Origin of the sequence: Nonomuraea sp. NPDC026600, assembly GCF_040638335.1 — a bacterium.
GTDB lineage: Bacteria > Actinomycetota > Actinomycetes > Streptosporangiales > Streptosporangiaceae > Nonomuraea.
In genome coordinates this window covers 16,146-37,650 of sequence record NZ_JBEZYD010000048.1, presented here as the reverse complement: position 1 = coordinate 37,650, position 21,505 = coordinate 16,146, and the positions used below count along the sequence as shown (strand labels likewise).

The following is a 21,505-nucleotide window of genomic DNA, read 5'->3' as shown; positions in this document are numbered from 1 at the left end:
TCCCAGACGGGTGGCCCGTGTGCTGCCGCTCCTGGCCGTCGACTGTCAGCTCGGCATGGAGAAGCGCACCGGCATGTGCTTGATCCCGTTGATGAAATCTGACCGCATCCGCTTGACCGGCCCCGCGTGCTCCGCCTCAGGGAAACGACGCAGCAGCTCCCTGATCATGCAGGTGATCTGCAGCCGCGCCAGGTTGGCGCCCAGGCAGAAGTGCGGGCCGCCGCCGCCGAACGTCATGTGGTCGTTGGGATTGCGGCGGATGTCGAAGGTGTACGGGTCGGTGAAGATGTCCTCGTCGTGGTTGGCGGACATGTAGAACGTGACCACCTTCTCCCCCTCGGCGATCTTCTGGCCGCGGAGTTCGGTGTCGCGCGTGGCCGTACGCCGGAAGTTGTGGATCGAGGAGCCCCAGCGCAGGAACTCCTCGGTGGCGCTGCGCCACAGATCCTCGTCGTCGAGGCCGGCGGCCAGGGCGCGATAGCTGTCCGGGTGGGTGATGAGGGCGTTCATGGCGTGGGCGATGAGGTTGCGGGTGGTCTCGTTCCCGGCGACGCACAGGATCACGAAGAAGGAGTCGATCTCGTCCCTGGTCAGCCGGTCGCCCTCGACCTCCGCCTGGACGAGGGCGGTGAGGATGTCGTCACGCGGGTTGCGCCGGCGGTCGTCGACCAGGCCGTCGCAGTAGGCGAAGATCTCGGCCGCGGCGTTCTCGCCGTCCTCGGGCGTGGTGCGGAAGTCGGGATCCTGGAAGCCGACCATGCGGTTCGACCACTCGAAGATCAGGTGGTGGTCCTCCTCGGGGACGCCGAGGAGGTCGCAGATCATCTGCAGCGGCAGGTACTCGGCCACGTCGGTGACGAACTCGACCTCGCCGTTCCGGTCCCGCGCGTCGTTCGCGATCTTCTCGGCGCGCCGCTGTACGGTCCCGCGCAGCCGGCCGATCGTCCTGGGCGTGAACCCCGCGCTCACCAGCCGGCGGTAGCGGGTCTGCTTGGGCGGGTCCATGTTCAGGAGCGTCATGCTGGCGATCTCGATGAACTCCGGTGTCTGCGTACGGATGAACGCGGTCCCGATCTCGGTCGACCAGGTATGCACATCCCTGCTGATCGCCCTCACATCATGATATTTCGTGACAGCCCAGAAGCCGGTGTCGTCGGGGACGTCGTGCCAGTGGACGGGCGCGTTCTGGCGCAGGTAGGCGAACTGGTCGTGCGGGACTTCGCGTTCCCACGTGTCTTCGAGCAGGTTGATCCGCATGGGCTCCCTTTCGGCGCGATGATCTAGGAGTCGAGCAGTCCGAGCGGCTCCGGGTGGTCCGGGCCACCCGAGGGATTCAGGGGTCGGGCAGGCCGAGCAGGTCGCGCAGGCTTTCGACGACGGCCCGCTCCTCGACCGCCGAGGGATCGAGCCGGTGCTGCACCGCGCAGCCGATCAGCACCCCGAGCACGGCTGTCGCCGTCCGTTCCGGTGATCGGCGAAGCGGCACCCCCGCCGTCTCGGCCCAGTCGGACAGCCCTCCGGCGAGCCGGGCCCGGATGTCGGCGTAGCGCCGCGCCAGCGGCTCGGCGATGGCGGGATCACGCGCGCCGTGCAGCCACAGCTCCAGTTCGAGCAGGAGCCATGACGCACCGCGATCCTCGTCCGTACGGGTCAGCGCTTCGAACAGCGCGGCCAGCCGGTCGTCGAGCTCGGTGATCTCCTCGAACCCGGCGAGCAACTCGGCCGCGGTCTGGTCCTTCCACACCTCCAGCAGCGCGAGCAGCAGCCCTTCCTTGCCACCGAAGTGGTTGTACAGCGCGCCGGTGGTGCGATCGGCCACATCGGCCACCGCCTCGGCGGACACCGCGTGGAACCCCTTGCGGGCGAACAGGTCCGCCGCCGCGTCGATCAGCCGGGCCCGGGTCTCGGCTCGCCGCTGATCCTGGGTACGCGCCACCTGGGGCTCCGATCGGATATCGGGACGGCTACATATGTTTGCCTTTCGATATATATGCTTGAACGAGCGCTAGGTCAAGTCCTTCGCTTTGCCATCCCTTTGCCCGGTGCGAACGCGACCTTGACCCTTGTTGAAACAGGCGTTGCCGCACGCCTTCCTAGGCTGTCGCGCATGCGACTGCCGCGGATGATGAGCATGCTGGTTGCGACCGCCATCACCGTGGTCTCCTGCGGTCCGCCGCCCGCGCCCATGGTGGCGACCATCGAGTCCGCGCCGCCGCTGAAGTCCGCTCCACGAAAGCACGCGCAGGCTCTCGCCCGCAGAATCAACGTGTACGCCCATGACAAGCCAGGAATGCTGAGCCCGCGGGTGGAGAACCTGACCCCTCGCGTGTACGTCCCCAACAGCGAGTCGAACACGGTGGACGTCATCAACCCGCGGACCTTCCGCGTCGTGCACCGCTACCAGGTCGGCGCCCTGCCCCAGCACGTCGTGCCCTCCTGGGACCTGAAGACGCTGTGGGTCAACGAGAACCAGGGCAACCGGCTCACCCCCATCAACCCGGTGACGGGCCGCCCCGGCAAACCGGTGCCCGTGGACGATCCGTACAACCTGTACTTCACCCCCGACGGCTCGTACGCGCTGGTCATGGCCGAACGCAACAACCGCCTCGACTTCCGCGACCCGCACACGATGCGCCTGATCCGCTCCCTCGACCTGCCGTGCAGAGGCGTCAACCACGGCGACTTCACCGCCGACGGCTCCGTCTTCCTGGCCAGCTGCGAGTTCTCCGGCCAGCTCGTGGCGATCGACTGGAAGCGCCCCCGCGTTAAGAAGGTGATCGGTGTGGGGTCGGGGAACATGCCGCAGGACGTCAAGCTCTCGCCCGACGGCCGCCGCTTCTACGTGGCCGACATGATGGCGGGCGGCGTGTGGATCATCGACGCCGCCACCGTCCGGCGAGTGGGCTTCCTGCGCACCGGCAAGGGCGCGCACGGCCTGTACGTCAGTAGGAACGCGCGAGTGCTCTACGTCTCCAACCGGGGCGAGGGGACAGTGTCCGTCGTCTCGTTCGCCCGCCGCGAGGTGGTCGATCGGTGGCGGATCCCGGGCGGCGGCTCACCCGACATGGGCGGGGTGTCGGCGGACGGCAAACAGCTCTGGCTCTCCGGGAGGTATCACGGGGTCGTCTACGTCTTCTCCACCGAAACCGGCAGACTACTCCACAAGATCAAAGTCGGCCAGGGGCCGCACGGCCTGTGCTTCTTCCCGCAGCCCGGACGCTACTCCCTCGGTCACACCGGCGTGTTCCGATGACCTGCCGCCGTCAGCAGTCACGCTCGCCCGCCAGACCGCTGGCGGTTACGCCAGCAAACCCGTGCCCGTCGATGCCGCTACCGGCGGCGACGCCTCCGAGATCACTGAATGCGGCCGTGCTAGGCGCGCGGACTGCCTGGGTGCTGGTCGATTGCCGGCGGTGTGGGCCAGTCCAGCCCTGTGGCGAGTGTGGCGATGGCCTGGTCGATGTCGGCGCGGAGACCGTCGACGACCTGTGTGGCGGGGGTTCTTGGGGTGGTGCGGTCGAGCCAGTGATCGATGGCGACACGCAGGGTCGCGAGGGCTGCTGCGGCGCACACGGCCGGATACACAGGGCTCGGCTTCGCAGGCTCGTCGCTGGGCTCTGGTGTCGGGGTGCCAGGCGGCGGGACGCCGAGGCCGACGCGTTCGGTGATGGCTTCGGCGAGCGCCTTCTCTTGGGCGGCAAGTACAGCCAGTTGCTGAGGCAATAGCGACGGTGTCCCTCGGACGAGCCGCAGTGCTTCGATGTGCTCGTGGCTGGTCGCGTGGCTCTGGTCCATGACGACGAGTACCGCTTCACGCAGGGCTTGGAGTACCGATTCGGTGTGTGGTCGGTTGCGGTATTCCTCGACCAGCGCCTCGGCTCCGATGGCCGCTGTGGCCATCATGGCTTCCTCTTTGCTGGAGAAGTGGTTGAAGAAGGTGCGCAGATGGATGTCGGCTTCGTCGGCGATCTGCTCGATGGTGACGTTGTCGACGCCGTCGCGGAGGGCCAGGGTCAGTGCCGCGTTGCGGATGGCGGCGGTGGTCGCCAGTTTCTTGCGCTCGCGCCGCCCGATGCGTCGTGGCGGCGGCGCGGTGCAGCCGCTGCCTCTACTCAACGGTGCTCAGGCGTTCCTGGTGACCGGGTTCGAGGAGGCCCGGGAGGTGTTGGGGGATGTGCGGTTCAGCTCCGACCGATTCCGCCACAAGGTGGCCACCCAGCTCCAACCGGACGGGGTCGCCGAGCTGGCCACTGCGGCCGGTCGCGGCGAGGCGTCGGTCTCGGCGGCCCCGGCCGGGAGCCGATCTGATGGGATATTCGTGTTCATGGACCCGCCGGAGCACACCCGGCTGCGGCGACTGCTGACCGGCCAGTTCTCCGTGAAACGGATGAAGGCCCTGGAGTCGCGGCTGACCGAGGTCGCGGTCGAGCACATCGAGGCCATGAAGGCGGCCGGTACCGAGGCCGACCTCGTACCCGCCTACGCGCTGCCCATCCCGTCACTGATGATCAGCGAACTGCTCGGAGTGGACTACGCCGACCGCGCCGAGTTCCAAGTGAACACCGAGATTTCGCTCAACGTCACCGCCAGCGCCGAGGACCGGGCGAAGGCCGGTGCCGCCCTGTACGGGTTCGTGTGCCGACTGGTGGCCGAGAAGCGTGCGAACCCGACCGACGACCTGCTCTCCGGCCTGGTCCACGACGCCGACCCGCCGCTGAGCGACGCCCAGCTCATCGACATGGCCCTGGTCCTGCTCGGCGCTGGCCACGAGACGACCGCGAACATGCTCGCGCTGGGCACCTTCGCGTTGCTCGAGAATCCCCGGCAGCTCGCGGCGCTGCGCGCCGACCCGACGCTGATCGACGGCACCATCGAGGAGTTGCTGCGTTACCTGAGCATCGTCCAGCTCGGAGTCACCCGGGTCGCCACCGAGAACATCACCGTCGGCGGCGTGGACATCCCCGCCGGCGCCACCGTTGTGATCGGCGTCCCCGAGGTCAACCGTGACCCCCGGCTCTTCCCCGAGCCCGACAAGCTCGACGTGCAGCGCCCCCGTGGCCCGCACCTTGCCTTCGGTCACGGCATCCACGGATGCCTGGGCCAGCAGCTGGCCCGCATCGAGATGCGCATCGGGTTCACCGAGCTGATCACCCGGCTGCCGAACCTGCGGCTGGCCGTGCCCGCCGAGGACGTCCCGCTGCGCAACGACATGCTCATCTTCGGTGTCCACTCCCTGCCCATCACCTGGGCCTGAGCTCTCGCTACACCCAACCGAAGGAGAAACCAGTCATGGTGGACACCAATCGCGTGGCCGTGGTCACCGGCGCCGCATCGGGAATGGGACTCGGCATCTCCCACCGGCTGGCCGCCCTCGGGCACCGTGTCGCACTGTTCGACCTCAACGGTGACGGAGCCCAAGAGGCGGCAGCGGAGATCGGCCGATTGGGCGGGAAGGCCACGGCCGCCGCGGTGGACGTCGCCGATCTGCCCCGCAGCCGCGATCATGCTCGAGGAGCAGTCGTGAGCGAGCAGTCGGTCCTCGTGGTGGGCACGTCGGCGGCCGGACCGGCCACGGCCGAGGCGCTGCGACGCTCTGGCCGGAACCGCCGGGATCACGCTGTTGGTCTCTGTCCTGGCGCAGAGCTCCGAGTAGGGCTGAACCTCTCGCGGAGACCCAGCGGGTTCAAGCCGGACTGCCCAAGCGGAGGGCGAATCGCTCGGCGAACGCGGACATCTCATCGCGCTGCTGGTCCGGTTCGGGGGCGCTGGGGTTCACGACGATGCGGGTCACGCCTTGTGCGGCGAGTGTCTCGACCTGTTCGACGGGCATGTCGATCGACCCCCATCGGGTGTACTCCAGCGCCTCCGGGCTGCGGCCGGCCTCGACGGCGGTCGAGCGGGCGAGGTCCAGCTGGATGGCGCGCTCGTTCAGATCGAGCGCGCCGCCGGGGAAGTAGCCGTCGCCGCGGCGTCCGGCGCGGCGGGCGGCCGCCCGGCTCGATCCGCCGACGTGGATCGGCAGGTGGGTGACCCCGTAGGGCTTGGGGAACTGGCACAGGTCGTCGAAGGCGAAGAACTCCCCGGCGAAGCTGACGCCCTCTTCGCCACCGGCCCAGAGCAGTCGCATGATGTCGATCGCCTCATCGGTACGACGGCCGCGGGTGCTGAAGTCGACCCCCACCGCCCGAGCCTCGCCCGGCAGGGAGCCGAGCCCCACGGTCAGCAGCCGCATCCGCCCCTTGGACAGCACGTCGATGGTCGCCAGGCGCTTGGCGAGAACCACCGGATGGTGGTACGGCAGCAGCAGTACCCCCGTTCCGAGCAGGATCCGCTCCGTGGCCGCGGCGACGAAGCTCAGGCAATCGAGCGGATCGCCGTAAGGCAGTGACGGCGGGAGCTCGAAGGGCCCGACCGCGGCGCCGGGATAGAGCGCGATGTGCTCCGGCAGGTAAAGCGAGTCGAAGCCGCAGTCCTCGGCATGCCGGGCATAGGCCGTGATCCTCTCGGGGTCAACGCCGTAGTAGGCCGAGTTATAGCTGATCCCGAACTTCATCGTCATTCCTCCAATTGGCCATGCGCGAGCGGCATGCGACACCCACGTGTCGCAGCCACGCTAGAACGTTGCCACCAGCGTCAAGGCAACTCGGCCGGCGGCGATCTCGTGTCAGCGGCCGTGTCAGCACGGCAACGGCCCGGTATCAGGGCGGTCGGCGATCGTGGCTGCCATGAACGGTTCAGCCATTGCGGCCTCGGGGTTGCGAAAGGCCTACAAAGACAAGATCGTGCTCGACGGCATCGACCTGGACGTCCGGACCGGCACGGTCTTCGCCCTGCTCGGGCCCAACGGCGCCGGGAAGACCACGACGGTGAACGTGTTGACCACGCTGCTGACCCCCGACGCCGGGAAGGCGGTCGTCGCCGGGCACGACGTGGCCACGGAAACCAAGGCGGTACGCGCGGCGATCGGGGTCACCGGGCAGTTCGCTTCGGTGGACGACCTGCTCACCGGCGAGGAGAACCTGCTGCTGATGGCGGATCTCCTGCACCTGCCCAAGGCAGAGGGCAAACGAATCGCCGACCGGCTGCTCGACCGGTTCGAGCTGGTCGAAGCGGCGGGCAAACTGGCGGCGTCCTACTCCGGCGGCATGCGCCGCAAGCTGGACCTTGCCATGACACTGGTCGGCAAGCCGCAGATCATTTTCCTGGACGAGCCCACGACGGGACTCGATCCGCGCAGCCGCCGCACCATGTGGGAGATCATCCGGGAACTGGTCGCCGACGGTACGACCATCTTCCTCACCACCCAGTATCTCGAGGAGGCCGACCAACTCGCCGACCGTATCGCCGTACTCGATCAGGGCCGACTGGTCGCCGAGGGCACCGCCGACGAGCTCAAGCGCCGGATTCCGGCAGCCATGTCCGGCTACGGTTCACCGATCAGTACGCACTCGACGCCGCGGCACGGGTCCTGCACGAGTCCACAAGGGACACCGAAGAGCTGACCTTGCGGGTGCCCGGCGACGGCGGGGTGCGGTCGCTGCGCGCGCTGCTCGATCGGCTCGATGCGCATTCCATCGAAGCCGAGGAACTGTCGGTGCATACACCGGACCTGGATGACGTCTTCCTCGCCCTTACCGGGCATGCGCGCAAGGAGATCAACGCACGATGAACGGCATCTCAGCTTCCCTGGCCGATTCCGCGACCATGCTGCGGCGCAACTTCCGGCACACGATGCGCAATCCGCTGGCACTGTTCAACGGCATCATCATGCCGCTCGTTCTGATGTTCCTGATGGTCTACATACTCGGCGACGCGTTCAACGTCGGCGTCAACTATGCCGATTACGCGACGCCAGGGTTGATCATTACCACCATCTGTTATGGGATCAGCCCCACCGCGATCGCCGTGAATTCCGATATGACAACCGGATTCATCAACCGGCTTCGCGTCATGCAGGTGTCCCGGGGCGCGGTGCTGAACGCGCACGTGATCGCGTCCATGCTCCGGAGCCTGGTGGCCATCGCGCTCATCATCGGGGTCTCGTTCCTGATGGGATTCCGGCCGTCGGCGAGTTTCACGGAGTGGCTAGGCGTGATCGGCATCGTCGCGTTGGCGGTACTGGCGATCGGCTGGCTGACCATCGCGTTCGGCCTCGCGGCGAAGTCGGTGGAAAGCGCGGGCCTCATCGGTGTCCCGCTGATGCTCCTTCCCTTCCTGAGCAGCGCGTTCGTGCCGGCCGACAAGATGGGGGCGGGTGCGCGGCAGTTCGCCGAGTACCAGCCGTTCACCTCGATCATCGAAACCCTGCGCGGGCTGCTGACCGGCGCGCCATCGACGGGCTCGGCCATCACGGCGATCGCCTGGTGTGTGGGGATCACGTTGATCGGCTACCTGTGGGCGCGCTCGACGTTCACGAAGCGAGGGTGATCTCGGCCAGCTCACGCCAATCCCGCTGCTCACCAGCACGGGTCGCCTCGGTGAACACGGTTTCACCGAGGCGATTCCGTGCGTCCGCGGTGATCCTGGAAACGTCCGGCTGCGAATGATCCGGCGTACCGCGTACGCCGTCGCTGGCCGCGAGCAATCGCACGGCCTGTTCGTACTGTCCCTGGCGCAGCGCGAGATCCGCGATCCCGATCAACATCGCGGCGATCAGCGGCGGATACGTCGTCTCCACGGCCGCGCGGAACGCCTCGTTCCGATGCGCGCGGGCCTTCTCGAGATCCTCGGTGAGGTAGGCGTACAGGTCCATGGTCTGGGCGCGGGCCAAGGCACTGAGTTCCTCGTTGCCCAGCATCGACCGCATCATGTCCAGGTGCTGATGCGCCTTGTCCGGCTCGCCGCGCCAGCGCGCCAGATGCGCCTTCGAAAGCTCCAGCTCGGCAAGCGTGTCCGGCCAGGTGATCCCGTCCGCGCACCGCTGCGCTTCGGCCATGGCGGACGTGCTGGATCGTTCATCGCCGAGCAGCCAGTACAGCTGAGCCTGCCGCGCCCGCACGCCGATCACATCCTCGGTCGCGCCGACCTCGGTCAGCGCCACAGCTGCCTCTTCGAAGTGCTCACACGCGCGTACGAACTCGCCGCGCATGGCGAGCCGATCGGCCAGGAAGGTCAGCGACAACGAGATTCCCATCCGGTCACCCAGCGTGCGGAACTCGGCAAGGGCGATCTCGGCGTCGATGTCCACGTCAGTTTCGTCGCCGCCGAGCGTGAGCCGGAATCGGCCGCGAGTGATCCTGGCCTGCGCGCGCACCCAGGGATCGTTGTCGGCGATGAGCGGTTCGAGCGCGGGCATGAAATCCGTCGGCTCCCGCAGCATCCGCTCCCACAGCTCGACGAACGCGAGCATGGGGTGGCGATACCCGCCGTGCTGGGTGAACCGGTGCGCCTCGTGGATCCATTCCTGTGCCTGATACTGATCGCGGCCGGGCCCGGAGGTCAGGAACACCGTCACGATGGTGTACGCCATCGCCCGCACCTCATCGGGCACCTCACCGTGCAGCGAGGCCGCCGCGATGCTCAACTCGGTGCCCTCGGCCCGGTGCCCACTGAGATACCAGTACCAGCCCACGGCCCCGACCAGCCGCATCGCCTCCTGGGCCCATCCCTCGGCGATCGCCCCGCGCAGGGCCGTACCGATGTTGTCGTGCTCGGCCTTGAGCGTGGACAGCCATTCCAGCTGCTCGGCCCGGCGCAGGTGCGGCTCGGCCGTCTCGGCCAGTTCGGTGAAGTAGGCAAGGTGCGCCCGGCGCGTCAGGTCGATTTCCCCGGCTTCGGCGAGCCGCTGCGCCGCGTACTCCCTGATGGTGTTGAGCATCCGGTAGCGCGGCGTGCCCTCGCCGTCGGCGAGCAGCAGCGACTTCTCGATCAACGCGGTCAGCAGGTCGAGCACCTGCTCCCCCGCGAATGCCTCGTCCCCGCACACCCGTTCGGCCGCCTCCAGGCTCACCCCGCCGGAGAACACCGAGAGCCGCCGCAGCACGCCGCGTTCGGCCTCGGACAAAAGATCCCAGCTCCAGTCCACCACCGCGCGCAGCGTCTTGTGCCGGGAGAGCGCCGTACGGCTGCCGCTGGTCAACAGCCGGAATCGGTCATCGAGCCGATGCGCCAGCTGATCGACGGACATGGTGCGCAGCCGTGCCGCGGCCAGTTCGATCGCCAGCGGCACCCCGTCGAGCGCCCGGCAGATCCGCGCCATGGCCGACAAGGTGTGCGCGTCGGAGCCGATGTCCTTGCGCACCAGACCCGCGCGGTCCCGCAGCAGCCGCACCGCGGGCGAGGATCCGATCTCGGAGGGGTCCGCTTCCTTCGCGGGCAGCGCGAGTGGCTCGACCTGCCACAGCACCTCTCCGGTGATGCCGAGCGGTTCTCTGCTCGTGGCCAGAATCCGCAGCCTGCGGCACTCTCCCAGAAGCCGATCCGCGAAAGCGGCGGCCGCCTCGATCACGTGCTCGCAGTTGTCCAGGATCAGCAGGGCCGCGCGCTCCCGGAGCGCGGCGATGAGCCGATCCATCGGTTCCCCACCCCGCGCATCACCGAGCAATGCCTGGTCACGCAGGCCGATCGCGGTAAGGGCGGCCTGCGCCAGCTCACCGCCCGCCTGTACCGAGGCCAGTTCGACCAGCCACGCCCCATCCGGCAGCTCGGCGAGCATCGTCCGGGCGGTCTCCGTGGCCAGCCTTGTCTTGCCGGAGCCACCCGCGCCCGTCATGGTGACCAGCCGGTGCCCGATGGCCACAACGGCGACCGCGGAGATGTCATCGTCCTTGCCGACGAAACTCGTCAGCTCGGCGCGCAGGTTCGTCCTGCGGTTGTCCGCCCGCTCGCCCAGCTCGCCCCGCAGCAACGCGGTGTGCAGCGCGGAGAGCTCGGCCGATGGATCGGCGCCCAGCTCCTCAGCGAGCCGCTCGCGCGTCCGCTGGTAAACGGTCAACGCCTCGTTCCCCCGCCCCGCCTCGGCGAGCGCTCGCATCAACGCCGCCACGAACCCCTCCCGCAGCGGATACGTGGCAACCAGCTCGGTCAGCTCGGAGACCAGCTCCGAGCCGCGACCGAGGCGAATGTCCACATCCACTCGATCCCCGAGCGCGGCGACGTGGAGTTCGTCCAGACGCGCGACCGCGGCGTCGAACAGATCGCTGCCTTGCAGCGCGATGTCCGCCATGGCCGTACCTCGCCACAATGCCAAGGCCGAGCGCAGCAGATCCGCCCGCGCCGCCGGCTCGGCGGCACGGGCCTGACCGACCAGGCGCTCGAACCGGGACACGTCCACGGCATCAGGAGCCACGGCCAGCCGGTACCCGCCGGAATCCGCCTCGATCACACCGTCCGGCAACACCTTGCGCAGCCTGGACACCAACGCCTGCAAGGCATTCGCTTCGTCCGCGGGCGGCTGTTGCCCCCAGATCCAGTCCACCAGCCTCGCACGCGTGACGATCCGGCCAGGTTCGAGGGCGAGTGCTGCCAGCAGCGCGCGCAGCCGAATCCCAGGAACCTCCACCACGGCCCCATCACGGTTCCGGACCTCGAACGGACCAAGCAGTTCAACTCGCACATCAGTCATTGTGCCGAACTGTGGCGACGTCCCGAACCGGTTGCCTGCCTCGTGCGGGCATGTGCCGCACTTCGTGCTTCATGTCCGGGCTCAACACGTCTGCGTGACCAGCGGGATGCGGTGTCGTGTCAGCGGCCGTGTCAGCACGGCAACGGTCCGATATCAGCGCGGTCGGCGATGGTGGCTGCCATGGAACACACCGTCACCACGCTGCCGACCGCGCGTCAGCCCGGCTGTCCCTTCGACCCGCCCAAGGAGCTGATCGACGCCCGCGAACACGGCCCGATCAGCCGCTACCCCTTCCCTGACGGACACCAGGGTTGGCTGGTCACCGGCTACGACCTGGTCCGGTCGATCCTGGCCGACCCACGGTTCAGCTCCCGCAAGGAGCTCATGAGCCACCACCCGACCATCGACTACGGCGACATCGAGGTCCCGCCGGCGCCGCCCGGTGAGTTCCTCCTCATGGACGAGCCACAGCACAGCCGCTACCGCAAACCGCTGGTGGGCAAGTTCACCGTACGCCGGATGCGGCTGCTCACCGAGCGCGTCGAGCAGATCACCGCCGAGCACCTGGACGCGATGGAGAAGGCCGGGCCGTCGGCGGACCTGGTGACCGCGTTCGCCAAGCCCATCCCCGCCATCGTGATCTGCGAGCTGCTGGGCGTGCCGTACGAGGACCGGGGCTCCTTCCAAGGGCATATCGACAAGTTCCTCAGCGGGGAGGTCAGCGACGAGGAACTGATCGCGGCCTACATGGCGACCCAGCAGTACCTCGCGGAGCTGGTGGCCGCCAAGCGCGCCAACCCAACCGACGACGTGCTCAGCGACCTCACCGACAGTGACCTCACCAACGAGGAGCTCAGAGGCGTCGCCCTGATCCTGCTGGCGGCCGGACTCGACACCACCGCGAACATGCTGGCGCTGGGCACCTTCGCCCTGCTGCGCACCCCGGCACAACTGGCCGCGCTGCGCGCCGACCCCACACTCACCGACAACGCCGTCGAAGAGCTGATGCGGTATCTGAGCGTCGCCAAGCAGTTCGTGAGGGTCGCACTGGAGGACGTCGAACTGGGCGGCCACACCATCGAGGCCGGCACGACGGTCATCCTGTCTCTCAACACCGCCAACCGCGACCCCGAGCGCTTCACCGACCCCCACGTGCTCGACCTGCGCAGGCAAGACGGCGGGCACCTGGCCTTCGGCCACGGCATCCACCAATGCCTGGGGCAGCAACTGGCCCGCGTCGAGATGCGGGCCGCCTTCAGCGCGCTGATCAACCGCTTCCCCACGCTGCGCTTGGCCGTACCGGCTGAGGAGATCGCCCTGCGCCCGGAGACCGCCGACATCTACGGCGTCAAAAGCCTCCCCGTCACCTGGGACGTCTGACCGCCGGCCAATGACGCGCTCGCCCGCGGCTGTGGTCACTCGCCTGCGGGCGATGTTCGTTCCCTTGAGTTCCGGATTCGAAGGAGTACGCCACCATGTCCATCACCCTTGTCGACCAGGACAAGCTCACCCTGCGGATCGCCGCGTGGGGCGCCGTCTCGCTGATGTCCGCCGCTGGTGCCGCCGGCTCGGCCCACAAGGTCGCCACTCACGGCTCCATCGCCTTGACCTCCGCGACCGGCCTGGTCGGGCACGTGCTCACCAAGGGCCCCAAGGGCGTGAAGTACGGCAAGTCCGTGGCCGAACTCGCCGACCAGGTGCTGCCGGCCCTGACGGCGGCCATGATCCTGCTCAAGCAGCAGGATCCGGCAGAGGCCGACAACTTCCACAGCACCGTCACCGTCGCCATCGACGCAGCCGCCCGCACCCACCAGGGCGAGCCCAGCCCCGCCATGGCCGAGATGGCCCGCAAGATCACCGAAGCCCTCGACGCCGCTTGATGGGATGTCGACCTGCGCAGGTGTTCTGGCAGGCGGGTGAGTACCGGAGCACGGCGCGGTCAGTGGGAGTCCGGTCTGGGGATATGGATGCCGGCGGCGCGGAGCCTGGTCTCGAAGAGCGCGGCCAGCCGCGCCGCGGCCGGCGTCAGCTCTTCGCCGTGGTGGGCGATCAGCGTGTACCGGGTCGCGGCCTCGGTGCGGGCTTGCAGGCCGGTCACGGTCTTCAGCAGTGCGGGGTTGGCGAGGTAGTGGTCGGCCGCGGCGGTGGCGAGCTCGGCGATGCGGGGGTCGTCCGGTTCCCAGGCGACGGCTTTGGCTGCGCGTTTGGTCAAGGCGACGAGCCGGGTGTCCTCGAGGGCGTGCTCGAAATGGGTGAGGTAGTCGTCGAAGCCTTCTGGGACCAGGGCCTTGGCCAGCACCCAGCCCTCCCTGGTGGCTGCCACCTCGTCCGCGGGGAATCCGCGGCCGAGCATCCGCTCCAGCAGCGCCACAGCGCGGTCGGGCAGCAGAGCCCGGTCACCATCGGCGAGCCGATGCAGCGTGTCACGCCGCGCGATCAACTCCTCGATCCGTTCGTTGAGCTGCCGCTCGACGTCGGCGAGCGCGGCGGCGAACAGCGCGGCATCGGCGTCGAGCAGGGGCCCGATCTCGGCCAGCGGCACCCCGGCGGCGGCCAGCGTCCGGACCTTGACCAGCCGCAACAGCTCGGCCGATCCGTACCGCCGGTAGCCGGAGCTGTCGCGTTCCGGCTCCTTGACCAGGCCGAGCTTGTGGTAGTGCCGCACCGTCTTCACGGTGACGCCGACGAACACCGCCGCCTGCCCGATCGTGACTCCGTTTCTCATCTGCTCAGCCTGCCCTGTGCTCGAGCTCGGCGGCTACGCACACCACAGCCGAGCCCGTTGAGCTCGGCGTGGCCTGACGCACGACCGGAAGGGGTCGCCCCTCGAGGCGTACGGGTCACAGGTGCTCAGTTCGCCGGCTGAGCCGGGTCGGCCTGCCCACCGCGGAACACCTCGTTGACGAGCTTTTGCTGGGCGTTCTGGAATGCCGTTGCGATGGACAGGTCGGCGTCGTCCACGCAGTTCAGCGCGGCGGTCAGGGTCTTACTGCCGTCGGGCGTGCTGTACATCAGCGCCGCGTGGCCCACGGCGGCGCCGTTGTGGGAGATGAGGGTGCCGCCGCCGTCTGTGTTCACCACGAACACTCCCAGGCCGTAGTCCATGTTCGGGATGCCGGTCGGGTGTGGGGTGCACATCTCGGTCAGCAGCGGGGCCGGTAGGAGCTTGCCGCCGACCAGCGCGGAGATGAAGGTGTGGAGGTCCTGGGTGGTCGAGATCATGTCGCCGCCGGTGGAGATCCAGGAGGGGTTCTGGCGGGTGACGTCGACCGTTGTCTGCTCGTAGCGGTAATAGGCGTGGGCGTGCGGCTCGGGGATCTCCGGTGAGGCGTCCGGGACGACGGTGTCCGACAGTCCGAGCGGGCCCAGGATCAGCCGCTGCATCTCCTCGCCGAGCGAGCGGCCGGTGACCTTCTCGATCAGCAGCCTGGCCAGCACGTAGTTGGTGTTGGAGTAGCTCCAGCCCGTCCCCGGCTCGAACCGCGCCGGCTTGGACAACGCCAGCTCCACCAGCTCCTGCGGCCGGTAGATCTTGAACCGGTTGTCCAGCCACTCTTTGCCCGTGGTGCTGTAGGGGATGGGAATCCCCCGCACGACCGTCCCGTCGTCGTAGACCTCGCCGCTGAAGTTGAACACCCCGCTGGTGTGCTGCAACAGCATCCGCACCGTGATCCGCCGGTCCAGCCCGAACTCGGGCAGGTAGTCCGCCGCCGGGGTGTCCAGCTCGATCTTGCCCTCGGCCACCAGTTGCAGCACCACGGTCGCGGTGAAGGTCTTGGTGTTGCTGCCGATCCGGACATACCCATTCGTCGGCGGCTTCGCGGCCCCGCCCAGCTCCGCCGCCCCGGCGCTGCCGGCCCACTCGCCCCGCTCATCGTGCACGCGCAGCGACACCCCGGTGAAACCGGAATCGACGATCTCCTGGATGGCCTTCTGCAGCTCCGGGCGATCCTGCCCGGCAGCAGCCGCCCCGGCGGCGTCGAGGGCGGCGGTGATCTTGCGGGCCATCTCGGCCGCGGTGGTGCTGGGCTTGTCCGGGTGGACCTGGGCGGCGTCGATGGCGAGGAGGATGGTCCTGCGGAAGTTGTCGGCTTCTGCCGGAGCCTGCTCGCCGAGCAGCTTCATGGCTGTGGCCAGGGCCGGCAGCACCCGGTCGGCGAGTTCGGCGACGGTCTTGCCCTTCAGATCGATGTCCTTGGCCTTCGCGGCGAGCACGTGCCCGACCAGACCGGTCGCCGACGTCAGGGCGATGGCGGCATTCGTGGCGGCCTTGTGGGGCGAGCCGGTGGCGGCGGCCATCAGCGACACGGCGCCGTACGCGGCGGTCCGCAGGGTGCTCTTGTCCTGGTCGGAAAGGGTGATGGACATGGTTGTCTGCTCCGTTAAATCTGTTATGTCCGGTCGGCGTCGTGCCGCTGCGACGAGCTTCCACCCTGACCCAAGGTCAACCTCAACCGTGATCTGGCTCACACGCGGTCAATCGCACCGGGAATGATCGCGTCGGCTTTGTGGTTGCGCGGAACGAAGATTCGTCGACAGCATGGAGACGGGCAACATGCCACTCAAAGGCGAGTACGAGCCGAGCACGGCGCAGTTGGTACGTGACCAGGTGGAGCTGTACGAAAGCTCCGGTGGTACGGAAGGAACGACGCTGAGGAGCCTGGTCGGTTCGGAGGACGTGAGGCGGCGGGACATGCCTGTCGTCATCCTGACCACCCTGGGCGCGAAGAGCGGCAAGATCCGCAAGTCTCCGCTCATGCGGGTGGAGCACGACGGCTCCTACGTCGTGGTCGCCTCCTTGGGAGGGGCCCCCAAGCACCCGGTCTGGTACTACAACGTGGTGGCCGACCCTCGGGTGGAGCTTCAGGACGGCCCGGTGCGTCAGGACATGCTGGCCCGCGAGGTGACCGGGGACGAGAAGACGGCGTGGTGGGCTCGAGCCGTCGAGGCGTACCCGGACTATGCCGACTACCAGAAGAAGACGGACCGGGAGATCCCGGTCTTCGTTCTGGAGCCGGCGGCCGAGGAGCACTGACCGTCGTTCGAGGGCTGGGGCGTGGAGGTCGTGGTTGATGGCCCGGATGGGGTTGATTGCGCGTGACGTCGGCCGACGATGCGGTCCTTACCGCCATACGCCGCGCTGATACGGAGCGGCTGTCAGCCAGTCTTGATCCGTTGGGGTGTCCGCCGGCCATCCTGCGGCTTCTTGTCCGGCATGAGGATCCACGACTTCGGGGACTGGGCCTCGTATGCCTGGCCGAACGCCTTGAAGCGAGACGGGATGAAGACCGTTCCGAGCTGGCCGGATTCGCGGCGTCGTTGCCGGGCTCGCCGGCTGGTCCGCCGGAGGCGGCGCTGGTCTTGGCGCACCTCTACCGTCGGCTGCGGGCCTACGTCCGGCCCCGGCCCTGGCCGGAGTGGCGCGCGGCGGATCTGCCGGCCCGGGTCCAAATCGCCTGGCTGAGCGCCGAGATCGCTGACCGGCCCGAGACCCTGCGGGACGAGCCTGTGGGCGAACTGCTCTACCAGGCCGTCCGTGGGATCGGCGCGGCTGACGTGGACGAGCCGGAGAGTCTTGCCCGGGAGTTGTCGGACCGGCTCGATCCGGTGTTGCGGGCGGAGGCTCTGCGGGTTACTCGCGAGGCCGTGCACGCCGGCTTGCTGGCACCGGCACGAGCCCGGACGCTCGTGGTGGGGCTCGCCGGATCGATCGCCGGCGAACCCGTCATGGACGCTGCCGCGGCCGACCTCGCCGCGGCAGCGCTGCGTGAGCTGTCAGAGCCCTGGGCCGCGTTGGATCCGCTGCCACCAGAGCACCTGTACCGGCTCCTCGAGACCGGGCCCGACGTCATCGTCTCCGCAGTGGCCGACGCGGCGATCGAAGCCGCAGCCCACCACGGGCATCAGGACGTGCTCCGCGACGTGGCCGCCGATCGAAACCGGCCCCCGGTGCTGCGACGGCGCGCGCTGGAACTGCTCGGAGACCTTGCGAGCCGCGACGACATCCGCGACCTCGTGGGCTTGGCCGCCACCGACCCGCTCTTGCTCGCCGGCCCGGTCGTCCGGTGCCTGCGCGGCCTGCACCGGCGTGGGCACTTCCCAGCAGGCGACGACGCGCCGGCGATCGTGAGTCTGGGCATCGCCGACCACTCGGTCCCTGCGGGAGAGGTCGCCACCATCTTGTTCACGTGCCGGCGCGAGACGCTCCAAGAGCTGACGACGGCGGCCGTGGACGATCCGCACTGGCCGCGGCGGCTGGAACTCCTGGTCGCCTTGGCCGCTCAGGGCACCGGGGATCTACCGGTGGGTGAGAAGGTCACTGATCTGCTGCGCACCGCGCCGGATCCGCGACCGTTCCTGCTAGCGATCCGCGCGTTGCGCCATACGGTCGCCGAGGAGGCCGTCATCGCCGCGCTCCCCCGGTCACCGGCGGCGGCGCTGGAGGCTCTTGAAGCCGTGGGCGGAGCCCGGACGGTCAAAGCGCTGCGAGACGGGCTGGGCCTGGACGGACCACACGGCGGAAACGGTGTCGGCACGGTGGTGTCCTACCTGCGACCGGTTCGCCACCGGGCCCTGGAAGTGCTGTGGCATCTCACCGAGGACCCCGACCGGCGGCAGTCGATCCTGGTGCGGCTCGACCCGCAGGATCTGCCTGGTCGAATCGCCGCCGATCTCGGCGGCCCGGACGAACGGGAACTGGCGTTGCTCCGCGCAGGCCTGGACCCCGACGAGCCCGTGGCCGCCCTGTGCACGCTGGCCCGCAACGGCAGCTCCAGCATGGTGCCCGCCATCGCCGACCTGCTGCTGCGGGTCGTGTCCGACCTCGCGGCCTCCTGGGCGCCGGGCGCGTCCGGCGGCAGCGGCGAACCGGCGGTGCCGCCGGAAGTCGTTACGGCCATCGGTGACCTAGGTGGTCGCCTCTACGCAAGGGGGAAGATCCGGCCGCGCTGTCTTGTGGACGCCGCGGACGCGCGGGAGGCCGGCGACGCGCTCGTCGCGAGCATCGCGCTCGATCTACTGGACCGCCCCGCGCTCATCGCGGCTGAGCAGATGATCCTGCTCAGCCTGCTTCTCCAGACCTCTCACCGCGCGATCCGGTCACGCGTACATCCGCTGCTACGCCACCGTGACCGCCACGTCCGCAAGCACGTCATCGCGTTGCTCGCCCGCGACGCCGACGGCGAGGACGCACAGGCATTGTCGGCAAGTCTGATCCCGCTCACCACCGCCCCCGACGTACAGACCGTACGGCAGACGCTGCTCGCGCTCGGGCACGCGCGCGCGTGCTGGGCCGCAGCGGCGATCGCGGCCTGTCTCGACCATCCCAACATGAACGTCAAGAAGACCGCCGCGACCGCGCTGATCCACGCCGGAGCCCCGGTGGCCGTGCCGAAGCTGCTGTTCTGGCTCGGCCGGCACGACAACCCGGGCCTGCGTGCCGCGCTCATCGAGGCGTTGCGGACAATCCTCGGCGACGCCTACACCGCCACCGTCGTCGCCGCGACCGACCACGCCGGCGACAACCGTGCCCGTGACCTGCTACTGGCCGGACTCGACGGCTCACTGACCGCCCGTACCGTCGGCGCGCTGGCCGACCAGGGGTCACCGGCCGGGGCGACCTTGCTCTCGCTCGTCGCCGCAGGCCGGCTCACCCTTGGCTCGGGTACAGCTACGGAACTGGCGGACCGGATGGCAGCCCACGGCATCACACCGCCGGCCGCCCCGCCGGCAGCCCGGCCGGACGCCGAGCTCGACGCTTTGGTGAGCCGCGGCTGGAACACCGAGACCGCACGGCGCCTTGCGGAAAGGTACGAGCGCGACCCCGACCAGCCATCCACCGAACGGCTGACCCGGCTCCGGCCGATGCTGGCACGTTGGCTGGAACTGGCCGCCGAAAGGCCAGAAGATCGCGGCCGAGTCCTGCGGTTCACCCTGCGGCTGTGCCCCCGGCCGTGGACAGCCGGCGAGAGGGAGACCTTCGCCCGGTCGGTACGGACGCTGGTCGCCGGGCTGGCCGACATCGGCGATGCTCACCGCGACCGTCTCCTCACCCTGCTTGAAGACACGGTCGTGCGGCTGTCTTCCACAGATGCGTTCGACATCGCCGCGCGGATTCGCGCGCTGCCGCCGGAGGCCGCGGGGAGCCGGTCCGCGCTGATGCTGCTGCGCCGATGCGGCGCGGTGCTGACCCGCACCGATCTCGGGCGGGCACTGGCCGCCGCCCGCGCGGGCGCGAACCCGTGGCTGGCTGAGCAGGAGGTGTTGCGGGAGGCCTTCGGGCTGCCGCGACCGATCACCGCCGCCTCATCGAGCGGCTCCGCTGAGGCGCACGAGCGCCCCGCCGTACGCCGATGGCGGGAGGCCCTCGCCGCGGCCGCCCGCACACCCGGCACCCTCCGGCGATTCCGCGTCGCCGACCGGCCCGTAGACGGTCTCGACCCCCAAGACTCGGACGAGGCCTCCCACGGACACGGCGCCCGTGCTGGTCGCGACGGACGCCCAGCCGATTCACGCGACCGGCTCAACGCTCTGATCGGCGTCTTCCCGACCGCCGACACGGAAGTGCGCGACGTCCTGCTGGACTGGATGATCGAGCTGCAGCCATTCGACGCGCCATCGTGGACCATCACGGAGGACGCCCACCGGTCCACGTCAACCGCCGATGTAGATCGGGACCGGCCCCGCTCAGAGGTCCTGTACGAACGCCTGCTGGAGATGCTGGACGATCCCGTGCAGGATAAACGCGAAGCCGCGGCCGGTGCCTTGCTGAGCTGGCCCGAACCCCGGTTCCGGCTCACGGTGCTGCGTGCCTACCTCCACGGCCGGGTCGACCTCACCGTCACCGCGGATCTCGCGCAGGCCCTGACCCTCATGGGCGAGACCGAAATACGCGAGGTGGGCGACCATGACTCCGGCGCCGGCGAACGGATCGCCCGCGTCGCCGCCCATCTGGCCCCGCCGGACGTGGAACGACTCATCCCCCTGTTGTTGTCATGGTGGGAACATGGCGGACCCGCCCTTCATGCCTCAGCCGAGCGGGCGTTGCGGAAGGTGGCCCCCGACGTCTTGGCCGAGACCCTGTCCGGCCGTCTCGAAGCCGGAGCCTGGGGCCTGTTCGATCTCATCTCCGGCGTCGCGCTGCTGGCCACCCCCTCGTTGGTGCGGGCGCGCCGGCGGCTACGCGAAGAAGGACACGACGACCTGGCCGACAGGATCCTGCTGGCGGAAGGGCCGCTACGCCCTCCCCATGCGGCCCAGCAGGACGTCGCCGCTCTCTCGGCACTTCGCAGCCGAACCCGTGTCCCGCGAGCGGCCGCTCGGGAACAACAGCCGCCCCGGGCGGAACTGCTCCGCCTGGCCCGTACCGGCGGCCCCGAGCAGATCCGCCGGGCGCTGACCCTGCTCGCCGAGCGTTACGACGACGCCCCCGCTCCCCTGCGCCGACACGACGCGGACCAGTCGGCGGATCGCGATCCCGAGCTCAAGGAACTACTCACCGAGTCGCTCGGCCATCCCGAGGCGAGAGTCCGGCTGCACGCCCACCGGATCTCCCGCAAGGTGATGAACCACGTGGACTACCTGGAACAGACCTCGCTGCTGCTGGCCGACCGGCAACCCGACATCGTGCGCTCGGCGGTCAAGACCTTGTGCCACGCGGCGTGGCAGCCGGCCATCCCCGCACTGGTCGACCTGCTCACGCACGCCCACCCCGCCGTCCAAAAAGCCACCTCCAACGGGCTCGTGCTCCTCGGCGCGCCGACGATCCCCGCCCTCAGGCACGCCGCCGGCAAGGCACGCCCGGACAAACGGCACCTCTACACCACCGTGCTAGAGAAGATCACGACCACGATCACCGCTGACCTGGAACCCGACGGCCCTCAGGGTGACCGAGTCCACGCCGTCCACCCTGAGGGCCGCAAAAACTACCAGTAACCCGAGGTC

At 69.0% G+C, this 21,505-nt stretch carries 14 protein-coding genes and 2 pseudogenes; 9 read left to right on the top strand and 7 right to left on the bottom strand.

Translation table 11 applies throughout. From position 1 onward, the window contains the following. Positions 1–45: 45 nt before the first annotated feature. Both AB0F17_RS57685 and AB0F17_RS57680 read right to left on the bottom strand, forming a co-directional pair. On the bottom strand, positions 46–1,257 hold the full coding sequence (locus tag AB0F17_RS57685; RefSeq protein WP_358043142.1) for a cytochrome P450: 1,212 nt from the start codon (positions 1,255–1,257) through the stop codon (positions 46–48). Positions 1,258–1,333: 76 nt separating this feature from the next. Further along, positions 1,334–1,936 (bottom strand): TetR/AcrR family transcriptional regulator, encoded by a 603-nt coding sequence (locus AB0F17_RS57680; RefSeq protein WP_358043138.1) that lies wholly within the window; start codon positions 1,934–1,936, stop codon positions 1,334–1,336. A 171-nt stretch (positions 1,937–2,107) separates the two neighbouring features. Between AB0F17_RS57680 and AB0F17_RS57675 the strand changes: the two genes are divergently transcribed. Next, positions 2,108–3,253, top strand: a complete 1,146-nt coding sequence (locus AB0F17_RS57675) for a YncE family protein (protein WP_358043135.1) — start codon at positions 2,108–2,110, stop codon at positions 3,251–3,253. A 119-nt stretch (positions 3,254–3,372) separates the two neighbouring features. Here AB0F17_RS57675 and AB0F17_RS57670 read toward each other — a convergent pair whose 3' ends face one another. Continuing rightward, positions 3,373–4,116, bottom strand: coding sequence for a TetR/AcrR family transcriptional regulator (locus AB0F17_RS57670; protein WP_358043132.1), 744 nt, complete (start codon positions 4,114–4,116; stop codon positions 3,373–3,375). Between the two features lie 19 nt (positions 4,117–4,135). Between AB0F17_RS57670 and AB0F17_RS57665 the strand changes: the two genes are divergently transcribed. Together AB0F17_RS57665 and AB0F17_RS57660 are read left to right on the top strand one after the other, a co-directional pair. Next, on the top strand, positions 4,136–5,254 hold the full coding sequence (locus AB0F17_RS57665) for a cytochrome P450 (RefSeq protein WP_358043130.1): 1,119 nt from the start codon (positions 4,136–4,138) through the stop codon (positions 5,252–5,254). A gap of 35 nt (positions 5,255–5,289) precedes the next feature. Continuing rightward, positions 5,290–5,520 (top strand): annotated as a pseudogene (locus AB0F17_RS57660) (SDR family NAD(P)-dependent oxidoreductase); the annotation flags it as partial. A gap of 163 nt (positions 5,521–5,683) precedes the next feature. Here AB0F17_RS57660 and AB0F17_RS57655 read toward each other — a convergent pair. Continuing rightward, positions 5,684–6,553 (bottom strand): TIGR03619 family F420-dependent LLM class oxidoreductase, encoded by an 870-nt coding sequence (locus AB0F17_RS57655; RefSeq protein WP_358043127.1) that lies wholly within the window; start codon positions 6,551–6,553, stop codon positions 5,684–5,686. 172 nt (positions 6,554–6,725) lie between these two features. On the opposite strand from AB0F17_RS57655, the pseudogene AB0F17_RS57650 reads away from it, so the two are divergent. Further along, a pseudogene (locus tag AB0F17_RS57650) lies at positions 6,726–7,669 on the top strand (ATP-binding cassette domain-containing protein). Further along, positions 7,666–8,427 carry an ABC transporter permease gene (locus AB0F17_RS57645; protein WP_358043124.1) on the top strand — a complete coding sequence of 254 codons (762 nt, stop codon included), beginning with the start codon at positions 7,666–7,668 and terminating at the stop codon, positions 8,425–8,427. The pseudogene AB0F17_RS57650 and the gene AB0F17_RS57645 overlap by 4 nt, the downstream one beginning before the upstream one ends. On the opposite strand, the gene AB0F17_RS57640 is transcribed toward AB0F17_RS57645, so the two are convergent. After that, positions 8,411–11,563: a BTAD domain-containing putative transcriptional regulator gene (locus AB0F17_RS57640; RefSeq protein ID WP_358043121.1), complete on the bottom strand. Its 3,153-nt coding sequence runs from the start codon at positions 11,561–11,563 to the stop codon at positions 8,411–8,413. The genes AB0F17_RS57645 and AB0F17_RS57640 overlap by 17 nt on opposite strands. A 180-nt stretch (positions 11,564–11,743) precedes the next feature. Between AB0F17_RS57640 and AB0F17_RS57635 the strand changes: the two genes are divergently transcribed. Further along, positions 11,744–12,943 (top strand): cytochrome P450, encoded by a 1,200-nt coding sequence (locus tag AB0F17_RS57635; protein ID WP_358043118.1) that lies wholly within the window; start codon positions 11,744–11,746, stop codon positions 12,941–12,943. 95 nt (positions 12,944–13,038) lie between these two features. Continuing rightward, the gene (locus AB0F17_RS57630) at positions 13,039–13,443 is read left to right on the top strand and encodes a hypothetical protein (protein WP_358043115.1); all 405 of its coding nucleotides are present in this window, start codon (positions 13,039–13,041) and stop codon (positions 13,441–13,443) included. A gap of 59 nt (positions 13,444–13,502) precedes the next feature. Here AB0F17_RS57630 and AB0F17_RS57625 read toward each other — a convergent pair whose 3' ends face one another. Both AB0F17_RS57625 and AB0F17_RS57620 read right to left on the bottom strand, forming a co-directional pair. Beyond that, a complete protein-coding gene (locus tag AB0F17_RS57625; RefSeq protein ID WP_358043112.1) occupies positions 13,503–14,288 on the bottom strand; it encodes a MerR family transcriptional regulator in 786 nt (261 codons plus the stop codon). Positions 14,289–14,413: 125 nt separating this feature from the next. Then, on the bottom strand, positions 14,414–15,931 hold the full coding sequence (locus AB0F17_RS57620) for a serine hydrolase domain-containing protein (protein WP_358043109.1): 1,518 nt from the start codon (positions 15,929–15,931) through the stop codon (positions 14,414–14,416). A gap of 187 nt (positions 15,932–16,118) precedes the next feature. On the opposite strand from AB0F17_RS57620, the gene AB0F17_RS57615 reads away from it, so the two are divergent. Beyond that, positions 16,119–16,598 carry a nitroreductase family deazaflavin-dependent oxidoreductase gene (locus AB0F17_RS57615; protein WP_358043106.1) on the top strand — a complete coding sequence of 160 codons (480 nt, stop codon included), beginning with the start codon at positions 16,119–16,121 and terminating at the stop codon, positions 16,596–16,598. Between the two features lie 326 nt (positions 16,599–16,924). Then, the gene (locus tag AB0F17_RS57610) at positions 16,925–21,496 is read left to right on the top strand and encodes a HEAT repeat domain-containing protein (RefSeq protein ID WP_358043104.1); all 4,572 of its coding nucleotides are present in this window, start codon (positions 16,925–16,927) and stop codon (positions 21,494–21,496) included. Positions 21,497–21,505: the final 9 nt, after the last annotated feature.

Coding starts and splice junctions, on each gene's coding strand:
- AB0F17_RS57615 (WP_358043106.1), top strand. CDS start 16,119: ATGCCACTCAAAGGCGAGTACGAGCCGAGCACGGCGCAGTTGGTACGT.
- AB0F17_RS57620 (WP_358043109.1), bottom strand. CDS start 15,931: ATGTCCATCACCCTTTCCGACCAGGACAAGAGCACCCTGCGGACCGCC.
- AB0F17_RS57640 (WP_358043121.1), bottom strand. CDS start 11,563: ATGACTGATGTGCGAGTTGAACTGCTTGGTCCGTTCGAGGTCCGGAAC.
- AB0F17_RS57655 (WP_358043127.1), bottom strand. CDS start 6,553: ATGAAGTTCGGGATCAGCTATAACTCGGCCTACTACGGCGTTGACCCC.
- AB0F17_RS57675 (WP_358043135.1), top strand. CDS start 2,108: ATGCGACTGCCGCGGATGATGAGCATGCTGGTTGCGACCGCCATCACC.
- AB0F17_RS57645 (WP_358043124.1), top strand. CDS start 7,666: ATGAACGGCATCTCAGCTTCCCTGGCCGATTCCGCGACCATGCTGCGG.
- AB0F17_RS57625 (WP_358043112.1), bottom strand. CDS start 14,288: ATGAGAAACGGAGTCACGATCGGGCAGGCGGCGGTGTTCGTCGGCGTC.
- AB0F17_RS57635 (WP_358043118.1), top strand. CDS start 11,744: ATGGAACACACCGTCACCACGCTGCCGACCGCGCGTCAGCCCGGCTGT.
- AB0F17_RS57630 (WP_358043115.1), top strand. CDS start 13,039: ATGTCCATCACCCTTGTCGACCAGGACAAGCTCACCCTGCGGATCGCC.
- AB0F17_RS57685 (WP_358043142.1), bottom strand. CDS start 1,257: ATGCGGATCAACCTGCTCGAAGACACGTGGGAACGCGAAGTCCCGCAC.